The organism is Pseudomonas sp. Pf153 (assembly GCF_001269775.1).
Taxonomy (GTDB): domain Bacteria; phylum Pseudomonadota; class Gammaproteobacteria; order Pseudomonadales; family Pseudomonadaceae; genus Aquipseudomonas; species Aquipseudomonas uvaldensis.
The window spans coordinates 803,695-818,695 of the sequence record NZ_LHVL01000025.1; the positions used below are offsets into that span (position 1 = coordinate 803,695).

At 60.8% G+C, this 15,001-nt stretch carries 16 protein-coding genes; 9 read left to right on the top strand and 7 right to left on the bottom strand.

Annotation, left to right across the window (positions count from 1 at the left end):
* Positions 1-18: 18 nt before the first annotated feature.
* Positions 19-828 (bottom strand): TatD family hydrolase, encoded by an 810-nt coding sequence (locus tag AD666_RS18785; RefSeq protein ID WP_053155139.1) that lies wholly within the window; start codon positions 826-828, stop codon positions 19-21.
* Between the two features lie 235 nt (positions 829-1,063).
* On the opposite strand from AD666_RS18785, the gene AD666_RS18790 reads away from it, so the two are divergent.
* From AD666_RS18790 to AD666_RS18800, 3 genes are all read left to right on the top strand, one after another.
* Positions 1,064-2,485 carry a transglycosylase SLT domain-containing protein gene (locus tag AD666_RS18790; RefSeq protein ID WP_053155141.1) on the top strand — a complete coding sequence of 474 codons (1,422 nt, stop codon included), beginning with the start codon at positions 1,064-1,066 and terminating at the stop codon, positions 2,483-2,485.
* 102 nt (positions 2,486-2,587) lie between these two features.
* Positions 2,588-3,025, top strand: a complete 438-nt coding sequence (locus AD666_RS18795; protein ID WP_053155143.1) for a DoxX family protein — start codon at positions 2,588-2,590, stop codon at positions 3,023-3,025.
* A 247-nt stretch (positions 3,026-3,272) separates the two neighbouring features.
* Entirely contained in the window at positions 3,273-3,581 is a 309-nt protein-coding gene (locus AD666_RS18800) for a hypothetical protein (protein WP_053155145.1), read from the top strand.
* Here AD666_RS18800 and AD666_RS18805 read toward each other — a convergent pair.
* The 4 genes from AD666_RS18805 to AD666_RS18820 form a co-directional block, all read right to left on the bottom strand.
* Positions 3,568-4,455 carry a hypothetical protein gene (locus AD666_RS18805; protein WP_256222708.1) on the bottom strand — a complete coding sequence of 296 codons (888 nt, stop codon included), beginning with the start codon at positions 4,453-4,455 and terminating at the stop codon, positions 3,568-3,570. The two genes, AD666_RS18800 and AD666_RS18805, sit on opposite strands and share 14 nt — an antisense overlap.
* Before the next feature lie 142 nt (positions 4,456-4,597).
* Entirely contained in the window at positions 4,598-5,095 is a 498-nt protein-coding gene (greB, locus tag AD666_RS18810; protein ID WP_053155148.1) for a transcription elongation factor GreB, read from the bottom strand.
* A gap of 33 nt (positions 5,096-5,128) precedes the next feature.
* Positions 5,129-7,633 carry an ABC transporter permease gene (locus AD666_RS18815; protein ID WP_053155150.1) on the bottom strand — a complete coding sequence of 835 codons (2,505 nt, stop codon included), beginning with the start codon at positions 7,631-7,633 and terminating at the stop codon, positions 5,129-5,131.
* The gene (locus AD666_RS18820) at positions 7,633-8,316 is read right to left on the bottom strand and encodes an ABC transporter ATP-binding protein (RefSeq protein WP_053155152.1); all 684 of its coding nucleotides are present in this window, start codon (positions 8,314-8,316) and stop codon (positions 7,633-7,635) included. Before AD666_RS18820 ends, AD666_RS18815 begins: the two co-directional genes overlap by 1 nt.
* Before the next feature lie 10 nt (positions 8,317-8,326).
* On the opposite strand from AD666_RS18820, the gene AD666_RS18825 reads away from it, so the two are divergent.
* From AD666_RS18825 to AD666_RS18835, 3 genes are all read left to right on the top strand, one after another.
* Positions 8,327-8,932 carry an arylesterase gene (locus tag AD666_RS18825; RefSeq protein WP_053155154.1) on the top strand — a complete coding sequence of 202 codons (606 nt, stop codon included), beginning with the start codon at positions 8,327-8,329 and terminating at the stop codon, positions 8,930-8,932.
* A 56-nt stretch (positions 8,933-8,988) separates the two neighbouring features.
* On the top strand, positions 8,989-9,282 hold the full coding sequence (locus AD666_RS18830) for a hypothetical protein (protein ID WP_047226351.1): 294 nt from the start codon (positions 8,989-8,991) through the stop codon (positions 9,280-9,282).
* Between the two features lie 135 nt (positions 9,283-9,417).
* Positions 9,418-10,389, top strand: coding sequence for a L,D-transpeptidase family protein (locus AD666_RS18835; RefSeq protein WP_053155156.1), 972 nt, complete (start codon positions 9,418-9,420; stop codon positions 10,387-10,389).
* A 122-nt stretch (positions 10,390-10,511) separates the two neighbouring features.
* Here the strand turns inward: AD666_RS18835 and oprI are convergent, their stop codons facing one another.
* A complete protein-coding gene (oprI, locus tag AD666_RS18840; protein WP_011335311.1) occupies positions 10,512-10,763 on the bottom strand; it encodes an outer membrane lipoprotei OprI in 252 nt (83 codons plus the stop codon).
* A 684-nt stretch (positions 10,764-11,447) separates the two neighbouring features.
* Here oprI and AD666_RS18845 point away from each other — a divergent pair.
* Complete coding sequence (locus AD666_RS18845; RefSeq protein WP_042728324.1) at positions 11,448-11,729, top strand: GNAT family N-acetyltransferase; 282 nt, start codon at positions 11,448-11,450, stop codon at positions 11,727-11,729.
* Between the two features lie 68 nt (positions 11,730-11,797).
* On the opposite strand, the gene AD666_RS18850 is transcribed toward AD666_RS18845, so the two are convergent.
* A complete protein-coding gene (locus AD666_RS18850) occupies positions 11,798-12,874 on the bottom strand; it encodes a 3-deoxy-7-phosphoheptulonate synthase (RefSeq protein WP_053155158.1) in 1,077 nt (358 codons plus the stop codon).
* Positions 12,875-13,092: 218 nt separating this feature from the next.
* Between AD666_RS18850 and AD666_RS18855 the strand changes: the two genes are divergently transcribed.
* A complete protein-coding gene (locus tag AD666_RS18855; RefSeq protein WP_053155159.1) occupies positions 13,093-14,046 on the top strand; it encodes a putative 2-dehydropantoate 2-reductase in 954 nt (317 codons plus the stop codon).
* 20 nt (positions 14,047-14,066) lie between these two features.
* Positions 14,067-14,972, top strand: coding sequence for a 5'-nucleotidase (locus AD666_RS18860; RefSeq protein WP_053155161.1), 906 nt, complete (start codon positions 14,067-14,069; stop codon positions 14,970-14,972).
* Positions 14,973-15,001 lie beyond the last annotated feature (29 nt).

A 15,001-nucleotide genomic window follows, 5' to 3' on the forward strand; every position in this document is an offset into this window, starting at 1 on the left:
CCGCAGAGGAGGTGTGTCCTAGCCTGGAATGACCGGCAACCCGAAAAACGCTCGGGCACACGCTGTGCTGTGCGCCGCGAGGTCTTCCTGGGACTCACCCCGGTGCAAGGCGACTTCGCGCAACACTTCGGTCAGGTAAGCCGGTTCGTTGCGGCCGTTCCTGGGCTTGGGACGCAGCGTGCGGGGCAGCAGGTACGGCGCATCGCTTTCCAGCATCAGCCGGCCGCGAGGGATGTCGCGTACCAAGGGATGCAAGTGCGTGCCCCGGCGCTCGTCGCAGATCCAGCCTGTGATGCCGATGTGCAGATCCAGGTCGAGATAGCTGTACAGCGCTTTTTTCTCGCCGGTGAAGCAATGCACCACCGCGGCTGGCAAGCGGTCGCGAAAGTCCCGCAGGATTTCGAGCAGTCGTTGGTCGGCGTCGCGTTCGTGGAGGAAGACCGGAAGCTGCAGTTCCACCGCCAGGGCAAGGTGCTCTTCCAGGACTTTTTCTTGCTGTGGACGAGGCGAGAAGTCCCGGTTGAAGTCCAGTCCGCATTCACCTACCGCCCGGACCCGGCTTTGTTTCAGCAGATCCTTGAGGTGCCGCGCGCTGTCGGCAGTCCATTCGCTGGCACTGTGAGGGTGAATGCCGGCGGTGGAAAACAGCCGTTGCGCGGTTTCATCGAGGCGCTGGCAGAGCTCGATCGCCTCTTCGCTGCCCTCGATGCTGGTGCCGGTCAGGACCAGTTGGCAGACACTGGCATCGTAGGCACGTTCGAGCACCGCCTCGTGTTTGTCGGCGAAACTGGGGTTGGTCAGGTTGACGCCGATATCGATGAGTTGCATGGTGCTATCTCGGCCCAAGGGCCCGAAAGCATACCAGAGCTGTGGATTTATAAGAAAAGCCAAGAACTACAATGAGTTGAGGCTGTCTGTTGAGGCCATGAGACAGGTCGGGTTGGTATAAAAGCCAGCACTGTGCCAGTCTTGCGCACTTTTCAGCGCCTCGGGCGCTCTGTTTCCGTCGGCTCAAGCCTCGATTTTTCTGAAAGGCGAGTCCCGGTATCCTCCCGGAGAATGGATGGCACGTCCTCAGGTATTGTTACTGCTGTGTTGTTCGCTGCTTTTGCCGTGGTCGGCCGAAGCGCGGCTGCCCGGACCAGTGCAAACCGTGGCGCCGGGTACCGTGCGGGATCTGGCGCAGATCCGCAGCAGTCGCGTGCTCAAAGTGCTGGTCAATCAAAGTCGAAACAGTTCCGGTGAAGTCCAGGGACAATCCATCGGCGTCGAATATCACAGGCTGCGAGCCTTCGAGCAGTACCTGAACGGCCACGCCCGCGATGGCCAGGAAATCACCCTCAAGATCATCCCCACTGCCAAGGACCAGTTGCTAGGTGCTTTGCACCGTGGCGAGGGCGACATGGTGGCGCCGGGCGAATTGCTCGAACCCCAGGCTGGCCAGGCGGTCAGCGCCAGCGATCCGATCCGATCCGATGTGCCCCTGCTGCTGGTGGGCATAAAGGGCGAGAAACGTTATACCCGCGTGGAACAGCTCTCCGGCAAGAGCCTGGCCCTGCCCAATGGCAGTGCGGCGGGAGATGCCGTGAACCAGATTAACCAGAAGCTGGGGCTGCTCAAATTGCCACCGGTGAAGATCGAATGGGTGGATCCGAGCCTGGCGGTGGAAGATGTGCTGGAGATGGTCCAGGGTGGGATCTTTCACCTGACGATCGTCGAACAACCGATTGCCGAGCGCTGGGGCAAGATTCTCCCCAAGCTGCGTTTCGATCGACAGGTGTTGATTGGTGAACCGCGAAGCGAGCACTGGTTCGTTCGCCGTGACGCTGCCATGCTGCGCGCCAGCATCAACGGATTCCTGACCACCTACAAGGTGCCGTCAAATCAGGATGCGGCGTTCCTGCGTATCTATCGTCGTTTGTATCAGGTCCACAACCCATTGGCTCGGGCCGATCGCCAGCGTTTGGAGAAGCTGCGTCCGGTGTTGCAAAAGCATGCCGAGGCTCAAAACATGGACTGGCTGAACCTGGCTGCCCTGGCGTTCAAGGAGTCGGCCTTGCAACCCAATGCCCGCAGTGGCAGCGGGCCCACAGGCCTGATGCAGATCACTCCGTCGGCAGCCCAGCGGGTAGGTGTAGGCAATATCCAGAACCTGGATGCGAACGTGCAGGCCAGCGCAAAGTACCTGGCCATGATCCGTCGCAAGTTTTTTTCCAGCCCCAAACTCAACGAACGCGAACGCATGGCCTTCGTGTTGGCAGCCTACAACATGGGACCGGAGCGGGTGCAGGGCATGCGTGCCGAGGCCCGGCGACGGGGCCTCAATCCCAACCAGTGGTTCTTCCAGGTCGAGCGCATTGCCATGGAGCAGGTGGGAATGGGCGCCGTCAGCTACGTTAATAGTGTGAACAAGTACTATCTGGCGTTTGATCGGGAACGAGAGTCGCTGGAGCCTAAGGAGCAAAAAGTCGCCACACGGAAGTGATCTAATCATTTGATATGAATGACGGATATTTTCCACTTTTGTCATTTGTTTATTTGATTAATATAGCGACCATCAACTGCACTCACTCAGGAAATGCACGCTATGAGCACCGTCATCAACAAAGTCCTATCTACCCGCGCTGGCTATGGCCTGACCGTTTTGCGTATAGCGGTGGGCATCATTTTCGTCGCTCATGGCGCGCAGAAACTCTTCGGCCTGTTCGGTGGCTACGGTCTGGCCGGGACGGCTCAATGGATGGAAAGCATCGGGCTGACCCCCGGTTACCTGATGGCGACTTTGGCAGGCGGCACGGAGTTCTTCGCCGGGTTGGCGTTGGTCATCGGTTTGCTGGCCCGTCCGGCGGCATTGGGCCTGGCTTTCCTATCGCTGGTGGCGATTTTTTCGGTCCATATCGGTAACGGTCTGTTCATGGCAAACAATGGTTATGAGTTCGCCCTGGCCTTGTTGGCCGGCAGCATTGCGGTACTGATCGAAGGTGCGGGCAAGTTCTCGGTCGACGGCGCTGTCGCTCGCTCATAGTCAAATCCGTCCTTGAAAGGCCCGTCTGGTACGGGCCTTTTTTATGGACGCTGATTCTTGACACCGGCCGGTCGGCTTCTCTAGGATGCTGCCCATGCGCCGATTTAAACAGCTACTTGCGGGGCGCCAGGTGACTCAGGGAGTTGCCGTCAGAAGCCAGAGACACGGCTTCGAAATACCGCTAAAGCGCTGGTTCGGTGTTGCCTCTCACCTGCCATGCAGACTTTCGAGGCAGAGACACGACACGATGAACGCACCCAACTCCCTGGCCCGTCTGGCGCCTATTACGGCAAGTCTACTGCAGCGCAATCCGAAAATTCTCCTGGGCGGTACCCATCAGCCGACACTGTTGCGCTATCTCGACGGATGGCCAAGGCGTAGTCACGGGCCTGCCGCGTTCCTGATCCAGTTTGTCGAAGACGGCGAGTCGCTGGCACGTTTTGCCAACGACAGTTTCGACCTGGCCGTCATCCAGTCCCCCAGCGCAGCGGATGCCCCCGAGATGATCCGACAGCTGACCCGCATTGCGCGGCAGGGATTGATCACTCGGCGTTGAGACGGTCGGCCTTTGCCATCGCTCTGACCCCGTTGGCGTGCATGCAGTTGAACACAATCCGGCTACGGGTCGACCAGTCGGTATTGATGATATGAAAGCGCTGGATATAGCTGTTGCTGTTCCTGGAGTCGAACCATGCGTCGATCTTGTCGCTGAAATCATCCGGGACATGCAGGGGCAGCACGTACTTGGCGCATTGTATCGAGCGCAATGCGAAGTCCGGTTTTTGCCTGGCGGACTGCTCGTCCATGAACTTTTTCAACTCGGCGGTTGTGTTCAGGTTCTGGCCGCTCCATTGATGTTCCACACCTTTCCAGTACTTCGCCCTGACACGATGGTTGTAGGCAATCACCACGGTTCGTTCCGGGCGATGGGTCCAGATGTCGCCCACCGTTGAACGTCGCCAGTTCCGGGGGATCAAGCGTGACCCCAGTTTCGTATTGATCAATTTGTGCAACTCCTGGTGGGTCGCACGAGTGAAGTGCTTGAACTTGTGAAAGTTCAGGATGACGATTTCCTTTGCCCTGGTTGCCTTGTTGTCGGGGTCGTCATAGAAATGATTCAACGGGTCCAGGACATCGCCACCCACGGTGCGACCGGAAGAGCTGAAGTGGAACAGTTGGAAGCGCTTGTCGCTGTCGGCGGGCGCGTGGGCGCTGAACACCACGCGCAAGTCCAGCACACGAAAGCCTGCCAGAATCTGTTCGATGATTGGAACGTCCTGGGTTTTCTCCTGAAGCAAGGTCGGGCTGGGCGCTGCTTTGTCGGCACCCGAGTCATGGGTGCCAGGCAGGATAAGTTCATCGATACGCAGTGTGTCCAACCCCGGAGTGTTATACATCCAGTTGTCGAGTCCATGATGGGTCGCTTTCACGATTATTCTTCCTTGAATAATGTTCTGGGCAACAGGCGTGAGGCCGCCCGCGCCCATCATTCTGCGCAGCGCGGCTACCTTGTCAAAGGTTCAAGTTTGGAGGGATGTTTCCAGCCGGCGGGCTTTGAGCGCGGTGGACGGCTCAGGGGTAAGTGATGTCCACGATGTAGACCAGTTTTTCCCCGGTGGGCGTCTGCACCCTGACTTCAGCATCCAGCGCCTTGCCGATCAACGCCCGAGCCAACGGCGAGTCGATGCTGATGAGGTTCTGTTTCAAATCCAGTTCGTCGGGCCCGACGATGCGATAGCGAGACTCCTTGCCATCTTCATCTTCGACGGTGACCCAGGCGCCGAAGTACACCTTGTTCGGGTCGCTGGGCTTTTCCGTCACCACCTTGAGCGCTTCCAGGCGTTTGGTCAGGAAGCGAACGCGACTGTCGATTTCCCGCAGCATTTTCTTGCCGTAGGTGTACTCGGCATTCTCCGAGCGGTCCCCCTGGGCTGCCGCTTCGCTGACCGCCTGCGTGACCTGCGGGCGGCGCACATGCCATAGCTCATGAAATTCGGCGCGCATCCGCGCTTCCCCCTCGGGAGTGATCAGTGCGGTGCCGGCGGTGCGTGGTGGACGATAACGACTCATGGCGAATTCTTGTGAGGATGAGACCGAAGTCTATCAACCCTCGCGCAACACTGTCAGCGGGCTGGCGTTGAGGGCGCGACGGGTGCCGAACACACCGGCAGCGCCGATCAGCAGTGCGCCCACCACCGGCAACACCAGCAACCAGGGGTGCGGATGCCAGGGCAGGTCGAAGGCGTAGCGATACAGCACCAGGCTCACCAGCTCCGAACCCAGTGCCGCCAGCAAGCCGCTGACCGCACCGAGCAAGCCGAACTCGATACGCCGCGCCTTGACCAGCAGCGCTCGTCCGGCACCCAGGGCCCGCAACAACGCGCCTTGGCGAATCCGCTCGTCGAGGGTGGCCTGCAGGCCGGAGAACAGGACGGCCATGCCTGCTGCGAGCACGAACAGCAACACGTATTCCACGGCCAGGGTTACCTGGGCCAGGATGCTGCGCAACTGCTCGAGCAAGGCTTCCACCTGCAGGATCGTCACGGCCGGAAAGGCTCGCGAGAGTTCAACGATCTGCTGGTCGTGACCGGCCGCCAGATAGAAGCTGGTGAGATAAGTGGCCGGCAGGTCCTTCAAGGTGCCAGGCTGGAAGATCATGAAGAAGTTGGGCTGGAAGTTGTCCCAGTTGATCTCGCGCAGGCTGGTGACTTTCGCTTCACGGTTGACGCCGCCTACGCTGAACAGCAGTCGGTCGCCCAGCTTGATCTTGAGGTTCTCGGCCACCTTGCCTTCCACCGAAACCCCCGGCATGTCGTCCGGTGGCTGCTGCGGCCACCAGTTTCCGGCGGTGACAACGTTGCCCGCTGGCAAGTCCGCGGCCCACGTCAGGCTCAGGTCGCGTTGCAGTGCGCGGTCTCCAGCCGAATCCTTGGTGACGAACTCCTTGGCCGGTTCGCCATTGATGCTGATGAGTCGCCCCGGCACGACAGGGTAGAGCGGGGCCGATTGCGCCGAAAGCTGGAGCAGCTTGTCGGTGAAGGCCTGCTTGTCGTTGGGCAGAATGTTCAGGGCGAAGTAGTTCGGCGCGTTTTTCGGCAGTTGGTTTTGCCAGGTGTCGAGCAGTTCGCCGCGTAACAGGGCGATCAATGCCATGGACAACAGGATCAGGCCGAACGCCAGTGCCTGGCCGGCCGCCGCCAGCGGATGGCGCAAGAGCTGGCCGAGCCCCAGCCGCCACGGCAGCGGGGCACGGGCGAGCATCCGGCGCAGGCTCTGAAGCAACAGCAACAACAGCCCCCCGAGGGCCAATGCGGCGATGACGCCGCCACCAAGCAGCGCGAACGTCAGCACCAGGTCCAGGCTCAGGCGCCACATGATCAGGCCCAGGGCACCCAACGCGGCGCCGTAGACCAGCCAGGTGCTGGGGGGGATCGGCAGCATGTCCCGGCGTAATACGCGCAACGGCGGCACGCGCCCCAACGCGGCGAGGGGCGGCAGTGCGAACCCTGCGAGCGCCACCAGCCCGGTGCCGATCCCGGCAACGGCCGGCAAGAGGCCACCCGGCGGGACGGTGGCAGGCAGCAGATCCTGCAACAGGGCGAAGAGTCCCAATTGCGCGACCCAGCCGAGCAGGGCGCCACCGATGCTGGCCAACAGGCCCAGTACCGTCAGTTGCAGACTGAACAGCACCATGGTTTCCCGACGTGAAAGGCCCAGGCAGCGCAGCAGGGCGCTGGCATCAAAGCGCCGAGTGGCGAAGCGGTTGGCGGAGAGGGCGACGGCGACACCGGAGAGCAGCACGGCGACGAGGCTGGCCATGTTCAGGTAGCGTTCGGCCTTGCCCAGGGCGCCACCGATCTGCCGATTGCCGTCGCGGGCGTCCTGCAGGCGCTGGTTGGCTTCCAGGCCAGGCTTGATCAGGTCGCGGTAGGTTTGCAGTGCCGGTGCCGGGCCTCGCCAGAGTTCGCGATAACTGACACGGCTGCCGGGCTGGACCACGCCAGTGGAGTCGAGGTCCTTGAGGTTGATCATGACCCGAGGCGTGAGGCTGTAGAAGTTGCCGGCGCGATCCGGTTCGTAGGTCAGTATGCGGCTCAGACGCAGGGTGGCATTGCCGACGTCGATGCTGTCGCCGATCTTCAGGTCCAGGGCCGTCAGCAGTCGTGCCTCGACCCAGGCTTCGCCCGGGGCCGGGCGGCCGCCGGTTTCTTCCGGAGCGAACGGGGTCGGGGCGCTTTTCAGCTCTCCGCGCAAGGGGTAGGCGTCATCGACCGCCTTCACGCTGGAAAGTTGGATGCCGTTATCCGTGGCCACGACGCTGGAGAACTCCACCACCCGAGCATGTTCCAGGCCCAACTCGGTGCCGCTGCGGATCTGTTCGGGACGGGTAGGCGAACTGCCTTCGAGCAGCAGGTCGGCGCCGAGGAATTCGGTGGCGCGCATCATCATCGCGCCGTTGAGGCGGGCACCGAAGTAACCGATGGCGGTACTCGCCGCCACCGCCACCAACAGGGCGAAGAACAGCACGCGCAGCTCTCCGGCACGGGCGTCCCGCAGTAACTGGCGGACGGCGAGACTGAACAGGCGCAACAGCGGCAAGCGTGCCATCAAGGCTCCAGGGGCGCGACCATCTGGCCGGCTTCAAGTCGGATCAGGCGCCGGCAACGGTGGGCCAGGCGTTCATCATGGGTGACCAGCACCAGGGTCGTGCCGCTTTCCTTGTTCAGTTCGAACAGAAGATCGCTGATGCGCTCACCGGTATGGCTGTCCAGGTTGCCGGTGGGTTCGTCGGCAAACAGCACGTCGGGCTCGGCGGCGAAGGCGCGGGCAATGGCTACCCGTTGTTGTTCGCCGCCGGAGAGTTGTCGGGGCGAGTGGGCCAGGCGCTGGCCCAGGCCGACTCGCTGCAGCAGTTCCGTGGCGCGTTCGCGGGCATCGCTGCGGCCGTCCAGCTCCAGCGGCAGCATGACGTTTTCCAGCGCGTTGAGGCTGTCGAGCAACTGGAACGACTGAAAGACGAAACCGACGTGTTCGGCGCGGATCCGGGCCCGCTGGTCTTCATCGAGTGCGCTGAGAGCCTGTCCGGCCAGGGTTACTTCGCCGCTGCTGGGCAGGTCGAGGCCGGCCAGCAGGCCCAGCAGGGTGGATTTGCCGGAGCCGGACGCGCCGACGATGGCCAGGCTGTCGCCCTTGTTCAGTTCCAGGCTGAGTTCGTGCAGGATGGTCAGTTCACCTTCCGCGCTGGGGACCACTTTGCTAAGGTCCTTCGCGGTGAGAATGCTTGAGCCCATGGAGAATCCGATGCGTGTGTGGTTTTTGAGTGCCGGCCTGGCCTTGATGTGCATGGTCCAGAACGCAGCGGCGGGTACAGTCCTGATCGTTGGCGATAGTATCAGCGCCGCTTTCGGCCTGGATACCCGGCAAGGCTGGGTGTCATTGCTCGAACAACGGCTCAAGGCCGAAGGTTTTGACGACAAAGTGGTCAATGCATCCATCAGTGGCGACACCAGTGCAGGAGGCCAGGCACGCCTGCCGGCGCTGCTTGCAGCCCATAAGCCGGACTTGGTGATTCTGGAGTTGGGGGGTAACGATGGCCTTCGCGGGCAGCCGCCAACACAATTGCAACAAAACCTTGCAGCAATGATCGATAGCGCCCGCGCGAGCGGTGCCAAGGTGCTATTGCTGGGTATGCAACTGCCGCCCAATTACGGACGGCGCTACACCGATGCCTTCGCCAAGGTCTACAGCACCCTGGCCGAAGAGAAAAAAGTGCCGCTGGTGCCGTTTTTTCTCCAGGATGTCGGAGGGGTTCCCGGGATGATGCAGGCTGATGGATTGCACCCGTCCGTCGCCGCCCAGGGCAAGTTGCTGGAAAATGTCTGGCCGACGCTCAAACCACTGCTTTGACGCTTTTCTAGCGGCGGTCTTTCGGCTAATGTGGCGCCCCCGATCTGGAGCCCCCGATGCCGCGTCCCGCCTGGTCCCTTTTTGCCTATCAATTGATCGAGCCAGACGAACAGCTGGACCTGTTCGCCTGCCAGGAAGTGCGGGTACATCTGGTGACCCGGCAGTTGGAGCTTGGTGGCTCGGCCGACCGGACCCTCTGTGGCAGTCTACTGCCGGCCCAGCCGCGCTGGTCGGCGGTGGATCGCAAGATATTTCAGGATCACCGCCTTTGTTCATTATGCCGGGCGATCCTGGAGTCCCAGAAGCGCGGCACCTCGCCGATCTGGCCCGAGTTGCGGTTCGAGTTGTAAGCACCGACCGTGAACATGGCTCCGACTGTGGAAGCGAGCCGCCACCACAATTGATGCCCACCTCCCCGAAATAACGGGGGGCAGTGTACAATCGCTTCCTCTATACCTCTGTTCGATCTGCGAAGGATTCCCCGGATGTTGCCGCGCTTGCCTGCCGTCGCCCGCTGCCTGTCTCTTGCCGCCCTGTGTGTGGCGGGCCCCGTTGCCGCACTGGAACTGCCTCTGCCACCGCCGGGCGAAGACATTGTCGGCCAGGTGCAGGTGATCAAGGCCCAATACGAAGACACTTTCGCTGACCTGGGCACCAAGTATGACCTGGGCTACAGCGAAATGGTCGCCGCCAACCCGGGTGTCGACCCCTGGCTGCCGGGCGCTGGCACCGAGATCGTCCTGCCGACCCGTTTCATCCTGCCGCCGGGCCCGCGCGAAGGCATCGTGATCAATCTCGCCGAATACCGCCTCTATTACTTCCCCAAGGGTCGGAGCGTGGTCTACACCTTCCCGCTGGGGATTGGTCGTGAAGGCTGGGGGTCGCCGATTGCCCATACGAGCATCATTGCCAAGACGCCGAACCCGACGTGGACTCCGCCGGCTTCGATCAGGGCTGAACATGCCGCCGATGGCGAAATCCTGCCAAGCGTGGTGCCGGCCGGTCCCGATAACCCATTGGGTCCGTTCAAGTTCACCCTGGGCACCCCCGGTTACCTCATCCATGGCTCGAACAAGAAGTTCGGTATCGGCATGCGTACCAGCCACGGCTGCTTCCGGATGTTCAACAACAACGTCCTGGAAATGGCCGGCATGGTTCCGGTGGGCACATCGGTGCGGATCATCAACGACCCTTACAAGCTGGGGCTCAGTGGTGGCAAGGTATATCTCGAAGCCCACACCCCGCTGGACGACAAGGGCAATCCGTCGGTGGTGGACAAGCACACCGCAGTGATCAACGCGATGCTCAAGCGTGAGGACATCACCAGCAACCTGCGCATGGATTGGGATGTTGTGCGTGACGTGGTCGCCGCCGAAGACGGCTTGCCTGTAGAAATCGCCGTGCCGAGCGCTTCTGCACCGATGGTTTCGAGCGCCCCGGTCGACTTGCAGCAGTAAGAGTTTTTTCAGACCCGCCGGTGTCTTGCGACGTCGGCGGGTTTTTTATCGCCTGCAAAACACCCGGCCATAAAAAAGCCGACCCAAAAATGGGTCGGCTCGATAACAATCCCGAAGGATTATTACTTGCGGCTAGCTTTTTCCAGCATGCGCAGAGCACGCTCGTTAGCTTCGTCAGCAGTCTGTTGTGCTTTTTGAGCAGCAGCCAGAGCTTCGTCAGCTTTACGGTATGCTTCGTCTGCACGAGCTTGGGCGCGAGCTGCTGCGTCTTCGGTAGCAGTCAGACGTGCTTCGGTTTCTTTCGATGCGCTGCTGCAACCGGTAGCCAGAACTGCGGCCAGGGCCAGAGCAGAGAATTTCAGAACGTTGTTCATCGTGTTCCCCTTCAAGGACTTTCTATTAAATGACTGTCTCCTCAGGGCGAGGAGTTAGCCGGCGTACATACTACCCATTACTTGTAGTAAGTAAACTGACGTAGCGCAAGAAGCAAAAAAATTGTAGGCGGTGATTCTTTTTCGAGCAACTTTTCTTGCAGTTGTTTAAAAAATATACAGCTGCAAGCCTCTGAATGGAACGTGCCGATGGAGAAAAGTTCCGCTGCGGAGAAGAACTCTGTCACGCCCGCTAAAGTCGCTGCTTATTGATTCGTCTGGATTTTTGTTCATTTTTTGCGCAGCACCGCGAGCATCTTTATTGGAGTTGGTGACTTTAACTACGCTCGCTCGTCTCAAGACTCAACAACTGGCGTTGTTCAGCTAATGCACCTTCGCTGACTTCAGCATGACGGCAGCGTTCAAATCGCTAAAACCGACGGGCTTACCCTTCAATGACAGGCGTGCCTTGAGCATTTGCGTCATTGGTGCCTACTATTCACGACGTGCTCGGGTTTGAGCGGTTAGGTTTCAGGCTTCGTACGAAAAGTCGCCGAGCGCCGTGCAGGCACTTTCCTACAAAGCCTAGCGCTCGGTGGCCGGACAGGCACGGGGTGGCGTAGATGTTCCTTCGCCGGAAAAACATCGGTAAGGTAGGGTCAGCATTCAGACCCGCGAGGAGTAATGATGAGCGAGGCGTTGTCCATCCACCATGACCAGGCTGGTCATCAGTTCGAGACCACTGTGGACGGTCATCGTGCCTATCTGACTTACATGGATCTGGGCAAGCAGACCCTGGACATCTATCGCACGTTCGTGCCCAACGCCCTTCGTGGCCGGGGCATCGCGGCGGCGTTGACCGAGAAGGCGCTGCAGTACGCCGAAGAGATGGGCTATACGGTGATCCCGTCCTGTTCCTACGTGGAACGCTACATGGAGCGTCACCAGCGACATGCGGCGAAGCTATGACGCAACGGATTCCCCAAAAAAACGCCGGGTCGAAAGCCCGGCGTTTTTTTATGCATTGAAAATGCCGATCAGGTGCGCTGACGCTTGGGCAGCACATCCTTGAGCTTGGCGTGCATGCTGCGCAGGGTGTTCTCAGTCGTACTCCAGTCGATGCAGGCGTCGGTGATGGAGACGCCGTACTGCAAGTCGGCGAGGTCCTTCGGAATCGCCTGGCAGCCCCAGTTCAGGTGGCTTTCGACCATCAGGCCGATGATCGACTGGTTGCCTTCCAGGATCTGGTTGGCCACGTTTTCCATCACCAGAGGTTGCAGTGCCGGGTCCTTGTTGGAGTTGGCGTGGCTGCAGTCGACCATGATGTTCGGCTTGATCTTCGCTTTGTTCAGGGCCTGTTCACACAGCGCGACACTGACCGAGTCATAGTTTGGCTTGCCGTTGCCACCACGCAGCACCACGTGGCCATAGGCGTTGCCCTTGGTGGTGACGATGGAGACACCGCCTTCCTGGTTGATGCCCAGGAAACGGTGAGGGTTGGACACCGACTGCAAGGCGTTGATGGCTACGGTCAGGCCGCCGTCGGTACCGTTCTTGAAGCCCACGGCCGAGGACAGGCCCGAGGCCATTTCGCGATGGGTCTGGGATTCGGTGGTACGCGCACCGATGGCCGACCAACTGATCAGGTCCTGCAGGTATTGAGGGGAGATCGGGTCCAGGGCCTCGGTGGCAGTGGGCAGGCCCATTTCCGCCAGGTCCAGCAGCAATTGACGACCGATGTGCAAGCCGTCCTGGATCTTGAACGAGTCGTCCAGGTACGGATCGTTGATCAGGCCTTTCCAGCCGACAGTGGTCCGGGGTTTCTCGAAATACACCCGCATGACCAGATACAGGGTGTCGGAGACTTCCGCCGCCAGCACTTTCAGGCGCTCGGCGTACTCGTGGGCGGCCTTGATGTCATGGATCGAGCAAGGCCCGATGACCACGAACAGGCGATGGTCGGTGCCGTCGAGAATGTTGCGGATGACTTCCCGGCCCTTGGTCACGGTGCGCAGGGCTGCGTCGCTCAGGGGGATATCGCGCTTGAGCTGGTCAGGCGTGATGAGGGTCTCGTTGGAGGCGACGTTAAGGTCATTGATCGGTAAATCAGCCATCGTGTTACTCGTCAGGTCACGGGTGCCGGCCGCCAGCGATCCCCGCGCGGCGGTGCACAGCGGATTTAAGCGCGTCGGGGAGCCGAACCTTATCGCGTTACGAGGTTGCTCGACAATGGGCAGGCGCTGGTTTAATTGTGGTTGGCTCCCTACAGCAAAACCCCTTGCCATCAAGGGGCTGTGTAATGATGGAAGCAGGGTCACCTAGGAGAGGCAAGATGCAGACAGGCGTTAAACCGCGGATCGGGATAATTGGCACCGGGGCGATCGGCGGATTCTACGGCGTGATGCTGGCGCGGGCCGGTTTCGATGTGCACTTTTTATTGCGCAGCGAATTCGGCGCGGTCGTCGAAAAGGGCCTGCGGGTGGAAAGTGCAGTTCACGGGCCGTTGCAGCTCGATCCGGTCCAGGCGTATCGGTCTGCTACCGACATGCCGCCCTGTGACTGGCTGCTGGTCGGTGCCAAGACCACCAGTAATGCCGACCTGGCCCCGGCCATCGTCCAGGCGGCGGCTGACGGCGCGAAAGTCCTGTTACTGCAGAACGGCCTCGATGTCGAAGACGATCTTAGGCCGCTGCTGCCCGAGTCGCTGCACCTGCTGGGCGGCTTGTGCCTGGTCTGTGTGCACCGAGTCGGCCCTGGCGTCATCGCCCATCAGGCACTGGGTTCTGTCAATATCGGTTATCACAGCGGTTCGTGCGGCGATCAGGCGGGTCGCATGACAATAGTGGAAGAGGCGGTGGGGCTGTTTCGTACCGCCGGTATCGACTCCCAGGCCATGCCTGACCTGAGGCAGGCCCGCTGGCAGAAGCTGGTGTGGAACGTGCCCTACAACGGCCTTTCGGTCCTGCTGGGGGCCAGTACCACGCCATTGATGGCTGACAGCGGCAGCCGCGGTTTGATTCAGGCGCTGATGGGCGAAGTGGTGCGTGGAGCCCAGGCCTGTGGCCATTACGTCGAGCCAGGCTATGCCGATTACTTGTTCGCGATGACTGAAAAGATGCCCGACTATTGGCCAAGCATGTACCACGATTATTCACACGGGCGTGCGTTGGAACTGGAGGCCATCTACGGCCGGCCGTTGGCATCGGCAAGGGCGGCGGGCTGCGAATTGCCGAAAATCGAAGCCTTGTATCAGGCGCTGGTGTTCATGGATCGACGCAACCGCTGACCGGGCGAGAGGGGGAAGGCATGGCAAATAATATCGACGACCGGCTGGTGCTGGCGATCTCGTCTCGGGCGCTGTTCGACCTGAGGGAAAGCCACAAGGTCTATCTGTCGAGCGGCGTCGAGGCCTATCGGCAATACCAGATCGAGCATGAAGATGAAGTCCTGGCACCCGGCGACGCGTTCGCCCTGGTGCAAAAGCTGCTCAGCCTCAACGAGCATCTGGGGCGTGCCCGGGTCGAGGTGATTCTGGTGTCACGCAACAGTGCCGACACGGGCCTCAGGGTATTCAACTCGATCCATCATTATGGTCTGGCGATCTCCCGTGCGGCATTCGTCGGCGGTCGCAGTCCTTACCCTTACCTCAAGGCGTTCGGCTGTGACTTGTTTCTTTCCACCCATGCCGAGGATGTGCGCAGCGCCCTGGATGCCGGATTTGCTGCCGCGACCATCCTGTCGGGAGGTGCCAGCCGTGCTGCCAGCGACGAGTTGCGCATTGCTTTCGATGGCGATGCGGTGCTGTTTTCCGACGAGTCGGAGCGCGTCTATCAGAGCGGCGGCCTGGAGGCTTTCCAGGCCAGTGAGCGACAAGCCGCTCGCGAGCCGTTGCGAGGTGGGCCGTTCAAGGGCTTCCTGGCAGCACTCAACGCGCTGCAGCGCGAGTTCCCCGAGGATGCCTGTCCGATCCGCACCGCACTGGTCACCGCACGTTCGGCACCTGCTCACGAGCGGGTCATCCGCACTCTGCGCGAATGGGATATCCGCCTGGACGAGTCGCTGTTCCTCGGTGGCCTGACCAAATCGGCGTTTCTCGAAGCCTTCGCTGCCGACGTGTTTTTCGATGATCAGACCGGCCACTGCGAACTGGCTCGCGAAGTGGTCGCCACGGGCCATGTACCCCACGGCATCAGTAACGAAGTGAAGCCCTGACGAGCCGCTGTCCGGGACGTCAAGCCGCA

Bases quoted from the DNA above. Each gene is read 5' to 3' on its own strand.
- AD666_RS18785 (WP_053155139.1), bottom strand. From the start codon at position 828: ATGCAACTCATCGATATCGGCGTCAACCTGACCAACCCCAGTTTCGCC.
- AD666_RS18790 (WP_053155141.1), top strand. From the start codon at position 1,064: ATGGCACGTCCTCAGGTATTGTTACTGCTGTGTTGTTCGCTGCTTTTG.
- AD666_RS18795 (WP_053155143.1), top strand. From the start codon at position 2,588: ATGAGCACCGTCATCAACAAAGTCCTATCTACCCGCGCTGGCTATGGC.
- AD666_RS18800 (WP_053155145.1), top strand. From the start codon at position 3,273: ATGAACGCACCCAACTCCCTGGCCCGTCTGGCGCCTATTACGGCAAGT.
- greB (WP_053155148.1), bottom strand. From the start codon at position 5,095: ATGAGTCGTTATCGTCCACCACGCACCGCCGGCACCGCACTGATCACT.
- AD666_RS18815 (WP_053155150.1), bottom strand. From the start codon at position 7,633: ATGGCACGCTTGCCGCTGTTGCGCCTGTTCAGTCTCGCCGTCCGCCAG.
- AD666_RS18820 (WP_053155152.1), bottom strand. From the start codon at position 8,316: ATGGGCTCAAGCATTCTCACCGCGAAGGACCTTAGCAAAGTGGTCCCC.
- AD666_RS18825 (WP_053155154.1), top strand. From the start codon at position 8,327: ATGCGTGTGTGGTTTTTGAGTGCCGGCCTGGCCTTGATGTGCATGGTC.
- AD666_RS18830 (WP_047226351.1), top strand. From the start codon at position 8,989: ATGCCGCGTCCCGCCTGGTCCCTTTTTGCCTATCAATTGATCGAGCCA.
- AD666_RS18835 (WP_053155156.1), top strand. From the start codon at position 9,418: ATGTTGCCGCGCTTGCCTGCCGTCGCCCGCTGCCTGTCTCTTGCCGCC.
- oprI (WP_011335311.1), bottom strand. From the start codon at position 10,763: ATGAACAACGTTCTGAAATTCTCTGCTCTGGCCCTGGCCGCAGTTCTG.
- AD666_RS18845 (WP_042728324.1), top strand. From the start codon at position 11,448: ATGAGCGAGGCGTTGTCCATCCACCATGACCAGGCTGGTCATCAGTTC.
- AD666_RS18850 (WP_053155158.1), bottom strand. From the start codon at position 12,874: ATGGCTGATTTACCGATCAATGACCTTAACGTCGCCTCCAACGAGACC.
- AD666_RS18855 (WP_053155159.1), top strand. From the start codon at position 13,093: ATGCAGACAGGCGTTAAACCGCGGATCGGGATAATTGGCACCGGGGCG.
- AD666_RS18860 (WP_053155161.1), top strand. From the start codon at position 14,067: ATGGCAAATAATATCGACGACCGGCTGGTGCTGGCGATCTCGTCTCGG.